The organism is Clostridium sp. D53t1_180928_C8, from assembly GCF_015667795.1.
Taxonomy (GTDB): domain Bacteria; phylum Bacillota; class Clostridia; order Clostridiales; family Clostridiaceae; genus Clostridium.
Map to the genome: position 1 here is coordinate 39,178 of NZ_JADPEL010000002.1, position 7,934 is coordinate 47,111.

Genomic DNA, 7,934 nt, shown 5'->3' on the forward strand with positions numbered 1-7,934 from the left:
TAGTTTTTAGTTTAAGGTAAAACCCTTTTATAGTTCCTAACAACTAACCTTCTTGTAGTTTCCAAGCAATTTGAAGTATTCACTTTTTCCTTCGATTAACTTAATTGCTTTTTTTACGTCTTCACTTTCTACATTACCTTCAAAATCTACATATAAAAGATATTGCCAAGGTTCATTTTTACTTGGTCTTGATTCTATCTTAAGCATATTAATATTATTTTCTGCAAAATGTCTTAAAAGATTATATAAAGTACCTGACTTATCATCTAATGAAAATACCACTGTAATTTTATTACATTCATTTGATGATTCTAGCTTTCTTCCTATTATAATAAACTTTGTATGATTATTATCCCTATCATTTATTGCCTTTTTGATTACATCTAATCCATATATTTCTGCTGCTCTTAAGCTTGCAATAGCAGCCTTTGATTTATCATTAAGTTCTGAAATATATTTAGCACTTATTGCTGTATTATGAAATGGTATAAGCTTTAAGTTATTACAACTACTTAAAAACTCCATACTTTGCTCAAAGCCTTGAGGATGAGAATATACTTCTTTTATATCCTCAAGTTTAGTCCCTTTGACTCCAATTAAGTTCTGGTCTATTTTTATACACTCTTCTCCAACTATATATAGACCATACTTAGCTAATAAATCATAAACAGTAGTTATTGCTCCTGTACATGAGTTTTCTATTGGTACTATTCCATAATCAATTTTATTATTTTTTAAAGCTAAAAATACATCTTCAAATTCTTCATAATCTGTAGTTGTATGATTTTCACCAAAATATTTAATCATTGCCTCTTCACTAAAAGAACCCTTAACACCTTGATAACCAATCTTAATATTATCTAAAGTTATTTTACTTTCATTATTTGATATATTTTCTTCTATTAAATCTCTACTGATATCTTTATTAGAATTAAACCTCTCTCCTTGAAGACTCCTACTTAACTCCATTAAATTAGCAAAAAATTTTTCTGTAAGCTTTGAATATTCTTTATTATTAAGCCTATTAACATTATTTTCTATAACTTCAGCTTCTCTAGCTTCATTAAGAATAGGAATATTATTTTCTATTTTATATTCTGCTACCTTTATTGCAACATCCATTCTTCTTTCAAATAACTCAACTAACTCTTTATCTATCTTATCAATTTCTTTCCTACATTCTGAAAGATCCACATTATTCACCACCCTTATTTAGTTACAAGTTTCAAGTTTATCAATATTTTTTAACTCCTAACTAACTCTAATATTCCAATAGCTGTTACCGCTTCTATAACTGGAAGCGCCCTTTGAACTATACATGGATCATGTCTTCCTTCTATACTAAGTCTAGTTTCTTTCATAGTTGCTATATTAACAGTATTTTGTTCCTTGAATATTGATGCTGTTGGCTTAATTGCAACCTTAAAAATTATTGGCATTCCGTTAGTTATTCCACCTAAAACTCCACCATTATTATTGGTTCTTGTTTTAATATTTTTACCATCTAAATAATACTCGTCATTAGCTTCCGAGCCTCTCATTCTAGAAATATCGAAGCCTTTTCCAAATTCAATTCCCTTAACTGCTGGAACCGAAAACATTAAATGAGATAATGTTGATTCCACCGAATCAAAAAACGGATTACCAACTCCAGGCTTTATACCTAAAACTGCACATTCTATAGTTCCACCAATAGAATCCATATCCTTTCTTGCATTCATAACTTCTTCTCTCATAGAATCTTCTAAGGATGAATTAATTAAAGGTAATTCTTTTCCCTTAAACGATTCTATTAATTCTTCAGTTATATCACTTTCTAAAAAGCTTTTATCTTTAACATTTCCTATAGAATTAACATGTGCTGAAATTATTATTCCATTTGCTTCTAATATTTGCTTACAAATAGCTCCTGCAAATACTAAAGGTGCAGTAATTCTTCCCGAAAAATGACCTCCACCCCTGTAATCATTAAATCCATCATACCTCATAGCACCTGTATAATCTGCATGTCCTGGTCTCATTACATCTTTAAGCTTTGAATAATCCTTAGATTTTGTATTAGAATTTCTTATTATTGCACAAAGTGGTGTTCCTGTAGTTTTTCCTTCAAAATATCCACTTAATATTTCTGGAATATCCCCTTCTTTTCTTGGCGTCGATAGTGGACTTTTCCCTGGGGCTCTTCTTGCCATTTCTATCATTACCTTATCCATATCAATAAGAAATCCTGAAGGTAATCCATCAATATTAATTCCTATTGCATTTCCATGAGATTCTCCAAAAATAGATATTCTTATATTATTTCCCCACATTCCACTCATGTACATTTCCTCCTAAAGCTTTAAAATCATCAAAGAAATTTGGATAAGATTTTGCTATACATTCATAATCTTTTATTACTATCGGCTCTTCGCATCTTGTAGAAGCAATTGCTAAAGTCATTGCTATTCTATGATCTTTATTACTCCATACTTCTACTCCACCTTGAAATTTTTCTACTCCTGTAACTATTAATCCATCTTCTTTTTCAATTATTTTAGCCCCTAATTTATTTAACTCTGATGTTACTGCAGCAAGCCTATCACATTCTTTAATTCTTAATCTTCCTGCATTTATTATTTCTGTTGTACCTTTTGTTAAAGCAGCTACAGCTGTAAGTACAGGTATAATATCTGGACACTGACTTCCATCAATTACTGTACTCTTTAACTCTCCATTAAGAGTAGCACTTACCCCTATGTCATTTGCTTCAAATAAAACATTCATTCTTTCTAAGATATCAATTACTTCCTTATCACCTTGAAGAGAATTTAAATCTAAATCCTTACATAATACATCATTACCTAACGCATCTGCTGATAAGAAAAATGCTGCTTGAGAATAATCTCCCTCAACACGATAATTTCTTGCCTTATATTTTTGATTTCCCCTAATAATAAACTCTCTATAATCATTATTAATTACTTCTATTCCAAAATCACTCATTGCTCTTAATGTTAAATCAATATATCCCTTAGATTCCATTTCAGTAGTAATTATAATTTTAGAATCTTCATTTAATAGTGGTAATGTAAATAATAAACCAGTTATGAATTGAGAACTTACATTACCTTCTACTTCAAATACTCCTGGCTTTAACTCTCCATTTATAACTAAGTTAAGGTTGCCTTCTTCATAAGAATATTCAATTCCCTGATTATCAAATATATTATAATAAGTAGTTAATGGCCTTTTTCCTAAATTACCCCTACCTATAAATTTATTGCTTCCTTTAAATAACAATGAAATAGGAACTAAAAATCTTAATGTTGATCCAGATTCATTACAATCAATGATTCTACTCTCCTGTGGCTTTTTAGGATTTCCATATACCCCTATTACCTCTATATGATTTTTATATTTTACTATTGTAGCTCCCAATGAATTCATCGCAGCAATAGTTGCTATAATATCATCTGAATAATCTATATTTTCTATAATACATAATCCATCACTTAATGCTGCACAAATAATTGCTCTATGTGCCATACTTTTTGAAGGAGGAATTTTAACTTCTCCTTTTAGTTTAGATGGAACTAACTTTAAATCTGCCATATCACACTTCCTCCATTGTTCCGGTATCTTGCCCCAGGGGCGCCCCAGAGGCGCCCCTGGGGCACCTGTTAATTTAAAAATTCTGCCGTTGTTTTATAAATTTTAGAATTTCCTATTTTCTTTAATATAATAATATTTAGTTCTTTACCTAATTTTTTCTTATCTAAATTAATTGCTTCTAATATATCTCTTACTTTAACATCCATTTCATATGGAAGGTTATACCTTATTAAAATATCTTTAATTCTTTGAGCTGTACCCTTTTTAGTTAATCCTTTTTCCTCACTAATTTTACTTATTACGTACATTCCAATAGCAACACCCTCACCATGACTATACTTAGTATAATTATAATGTTGTTCTATTGCATGACCTAAAGTATGCCCAAAGTTTAAAAGCATTCTTTCCCCTTTATCTTTTTCATCATTTTCCACAACCCGTCTTTTAATATCACAACATTTGTGGATAACCAATTCCATATTGTTTATTAATTGTTGATTATTTTCCATTTTTTCAAGATACTCAAAAAACTCTTTATCTTTAATACATCCATACTTAATTACTTCTGCCATTCCATCTATAAAAAATCTATCTTCTAAAGTATTTAAAACCTCTGGATCTATTAATACACATTTTGGGTGATAAAAACTACCTACTAAGTTTTTTCCCCTATCTAAATCCACTGCAACTTTACCCCCAACACTGCTATCAACTTGTGCTAAAAGTGATGTAGGTATTTGAATAAAATCTACTCCTCTTAAATATGTAGAAGCTATAAAACCTGCTAAATCACCTATAACTCCTCCACCTAAAGCAATTATTAAATCACTTCTAGTTAAATTAAAGTCTAGAAGTTCATTATATACAATAGGTAGTTTATTGAAATTTTTAGTTTCCTCACCAGGCTTTAATGATAATACCTTAACTTCAAAATCACTATTCATTAATTGATTACTAACCGTTCTACCATAATATTTATTTACATTATCATCAGTAATAATAAATATTTTTTTTCCCTTGTATACCTTCTTTATTTCTTCAGAAACCTTATTAATAATTCCTTTTTTAATAATTATAGGATAACTTCTTTCCTTTAAATCAACTACTAATTCCATACTACTATCCTTCCTATACTTTAATACGTAAAAATATAACTAAATTTCTCTTCCAACCGCTGCTGCTATCATCTTTAAGTCTTCCATTAACTTTGCAAATACGTCTGGTTTTAATGATTGTTGCCCATCACATAATGCCTTTTGAGGATCATTGTGTACTTCAATTATAAGCCCATCAGCTCCAACTGCAACTGCTGCTTTTGCTAAAGGTTCTACCATCCACCATTTTCCTGCAGAATGACTTGGATCAATTACAACTGGTAAATGACTTAATTTTTTAATTGCTGGTACTGCACTTAAGTCCAAAGTATTTCTAGTATATGTTTCAAATGTTCTTATTCCTCTTTCACAAAGAATAACTTGTTCATTTCCACCAGCCATAATGTATTCTGCACTCATTAATAACTCTTCTATTGTTGCTGATAAGCCTCTCTTTAACAGTATTGGTTTATTTACTTTTCCTAATTCCTTTAATAAATCAAAGTTTTGCATATTTCTTGCACCCACTTGAATTATATCAGCTTTTTCAACAAATGTTTCTATATCATATGGTGACATAAGCTCTGTCACTATTGGTAATCCTGTTTTAGCTTTTGCTTCATTTAATAAATCTAAACCTTCATATTTTAATCCTTGGAAACTGTAAGGAGAGGTTCTTGGTTTAAATGCTCCACCTCTTAAAAAACCTGCCCCATGTTTTTTAACTTCATCAGCTACTAAAGTTATTTGATCCTTACTTTCAACTGAACAAGGTCCTGCTATTACAGCTATTTTATTTCCTCCAATGGTATGTCCATTAACGTCAATTACTGTGTTTTCTGGATGAAATAATCTATTCGCCTTCTTAAAAGGTTCTTGAACATGCATTACCCTTTCAACATTAGGATTTGCTTCAATATATGATGGGTCTATTCTTGTTGTATCCCCAACTAATCCTAATATACTCATTTCAGTTCCTATTACAGGATTAACCGTAACCCCTAAAGATTCTAGTTTTCTTGTTATTTTTGTTATTTCCTCATTGCTTGTTTTTGGTTTTAAAATTACTACCATTTAAATTGCCCCCTTTAAATTATTTAGGAGTTATTAGTTCTACTAGCTCGTATACTATTCTCCTTAACATTTTTTTATATGAAACACCTTCTCCCTTAAGATCGAATGTGTAACTTCAACTAACCAAATTAAAAATTTGCAGTTTCAGTTATAAAAAAAAGAGAACCCTTAATGAGTTCTCTCTTATAAACTATACTTTTAATACACTTTTAAATATTAAGATATATAAAAAGGTTCACTAAACACTCATTAGAAAAGTTTTGTATTTATTTTTGCAAAAGAAATAGCCAGCGCTATAATAAAAGCCCCAGAATATAAAGTAAAAAAAGCTATAAAATTTTGCTAATAAATTCTTTTCTAATCCTTTCATAATATATACCTCTTTAAAATTAATAAATTCTTTTCTATAATTCTAACCATAATTAACCACTTTGTCAATCTTTTTACATTTGTTTTTTCTTTTATATTATACTATTTTCTACTATTCTATAAAATCGGTGCTAATAATCTTATTAGCGATTCTTTAATTTTTAAATTTCTAGACCTCTTATAGTATTCTTCTTTAGTTACTAATTTAGATTTTAATTGATCATTTAAAAATATATTTTCTTGTTCTTTAGATACTTTTTCATCATAAATAAATGCATTTACTTCAAAATTCAATTTAAAGCTTCTTATATCCAAATTAGCAGTTCCAATACTGCATACTTCTCCATCTGCAACAATTGTCTTAGAATGAATAAACCCATTTCCATAACGATATATTTTTATTCCATACTCTATTAACAATCCTATATTAGCGCTAAGCATCCATTCCATAAAGAAATGATCTGGAACACCTGGTACTATAATTCTAACATCTACACCTGAAAGTGCTGATATTTTTAAAGCCTCAAGCATTGGACTATCTGGAACTAAATATGGTGTTTGAATATAAACATAATTTTTTGCATTATTTATAATTTTCATATATGAATTTTTAATATACTCTTCCATATGGTCTGGTCCAGATGATATTATTTGCATACCAACATTTCCAGCTATTTCTGGAGTAGGAAAATACATTGACATATTCCCCATATTTTCACCTGCTGCATAATCCCAATCCAATATAAATCTCTTGTTTAATTCATTAACAGCCTCTCCCTTTACTCTAATATGAGTATCTCTCCAAAACTTAAACTGCTTTCCTTTATTAACATACTCATTCCCAACATTAAATCCGCCAACATATCCGATTTTACCGTCGATTACAACTATTTTTCTATGATTTCTATAGTTAATACGAGTATTTATATGTGGTAAAACTCCTGGGAAAAATATAGCCATTTTTATTCCGTAAGATTCTATTTCTCTAATTATTTTTTTTGTAATTAGTTTTGATCCCATTCCATCTATAAGTAATCTAACTTCAACACCATCTTTTGTTTTCTCTCTTAGTTCCTTTATTAACGCTTTTCCCAAATCATCATACCTAAAAATATAATATTCTATATGTATAAAACTTTTTGCAGCTCTAATGTCATTAAATAAATCTCTAAATTTATCTTCTCCATTAATATATGTTTTTACATCATTATTAATTGTGTAAATTGCACCTGAATGATTATAGTTCATTAAAATCAAATCCTCATAATTTTCATTTATTTCACTATCAAAATTAGGTAATTCCAATTTTCCTCCTAATCTATATCTTTTAATTTTATCTGCAAGTTTCTTTTCTCTAAATATCTTTTGTCTACTCAAATTTTGACCTAACAATAAATATAAAATAAATCCTATTCCAGGTAAAACAATTAATATTATAAGCCATGCCCATGTAGTTGTAGGTTCTTTTCTTTCAATAAATATTAATGATAATGCAGATAACAAATTTAACAGGAAAAACATTGCTAGTAATACTATATATGCCATAATCATTAATTCCTTTCAAACTTAGCTATTATTTATTATTATACATCAATAAAGTATCATTTAATACAATTAACTAAATTGTATATAAAAAGAACCATACTTTTCAGCATGGTTCTTTTGTATAGGAATTTCTAGATATTAAGCAAAGTATCTGTTTAATAATCCTTCGAAAGCTCTTCCGTGTCTAGCTTCATCTTTACACATTTCATGAACTGTGTCATGAATTGCATCTAAGTTTAATTGTTTAGCTAATGTAGC

6 protein-coding genes and 1 pseudogene are annotated in these 7,934 nt (G+C 29.1%); all 7 read right to left on the bottom strand.

Features of this window, described 5'->3' with window-relative positions:
• Positions 1 to 36: 36 nt before the first annotated feature.
• Positions 37 to 1,194 (bottom strand): prephenate dehydratase, encoded by a 1,158-nt coding sequence (pheA, locus tag I4V51_RS01670; protein WP_195986602.1) that lies wholly within the window; start codon positions 1,192 to 1,194, stop codon positions 37 to 39.
• 50 nt (positions 1,195 to 1,244) lie between these two features.
• Positions 1,245 to 2,321 carry a chorismate synthase gene (gene aroC, locus I4V51_RS01675; protein WP_195986603.1) on the bottom strand — a complete coding sequence of 359 codons (1,077 nt, stop codon included), beginning with the start codon at positions 2,319 to 2,321 and terminating at the stop codon, positions 1,245 to 1,247.
• Positions 2,299 to 3,594 carry a 3-phosphoshikimate 1-carboxyvinyltransferase gene (aroA, locus tag I4V51_RS01680; RefSeq protein ID WP_195986604.1) on the bottom strand — a complete coding sequence of 432 codons (1,296 nt, stop codon included), beginning with the start codon at positions 3,592 to 3,594 and terminating at the stop codon, positions 2,299 to 2,301. The genes aroC and aroA overlap by 23 nt, the downstream gene beginning before the upstream one ends.
• A 68-nt stretch (positions 3,595 to 3,662) precedes the next feature.
• The gene (gene aroB / locus I4V51_RS01685; RefSeq protein ID WP_195986605.1) at positions 3,663 to 4,709 is read right to left on the bottom strand and encodes a 3-dehydroquinate synthase; all 1,047 of its coding nucleotides are present in this window, start codon (positions 4,707 to 4,709) and stop codon (positions 3,663 to 3,665) included.
• A gap of 39 nt (positions 4,710 to 4,748) precedes the next feature.
• Positions 4,749 to 5,762 (bottom strand): 3-deoxy-7-phosphoheptulonate synthase, encoded by a 1,014-nt coding sequence (gene aroF / locus I4V51_RS01690; protein WP_195986606.1) that lies wholly within the window; start codon positions 5,760 to 5,762, stop codon positions 4,749 to 4,751.
• Between the two features lie 486 nt (positions 5,763 to 6,248).
• Positions 6,249 to 7,676: a cardiolipin synthase gene (cls, locus tag I4V51_RS01695; protein ID WP_195986607.1), complete on the bottom strand. Its 1,428-nt coding sequence runs from the start codon at positions 7,674 to 7,676 to the stop codon at positions 6,249 to 6,251.
• 138 nt (positions 7,677 to 7,814) lie between these two features.
• Positions 7,815 to 7,934 (bottom strand): annotated as a pseudogene (locus I4V51_RS01700) (NADH peroxidase); the annotation flags it as partial.

Coding starts and splice junctions, on each gene's coding strand:
- aroC (WP_195986603.1), bottom strand. CDS start 2,321: ATGAGTGGAATGTGGGGAAATAATATAAGAATATCTATTTTTGGAGAA.
- aroF (WP_195986606.1), bottom strand. CDS start 5,762: ATGGTAGTAATTTTAAAACCAAAAACAAGCAATGAGGAAATAACAAAA.
- aroA (WP_195986604.1), bottom strand. CDS start 3,594: ATGGCAGATTTAAAGTTAGTTCCATCTAAACTAAAAGGAGAAGTTAAA.
- aroB (WP_195986605.1), bottom strand. CDS start 4,709: ATGGAATTAGTAGTTGATTTAAAGGAAAGAAGTTATCCTATAATTATT.
- cls (WP_195986607.1), bottom strand. CDS start 7,676: ATGGCATATATAGTATTACTAGCAATGTTTTTCCTGTTAAATTTGTTA.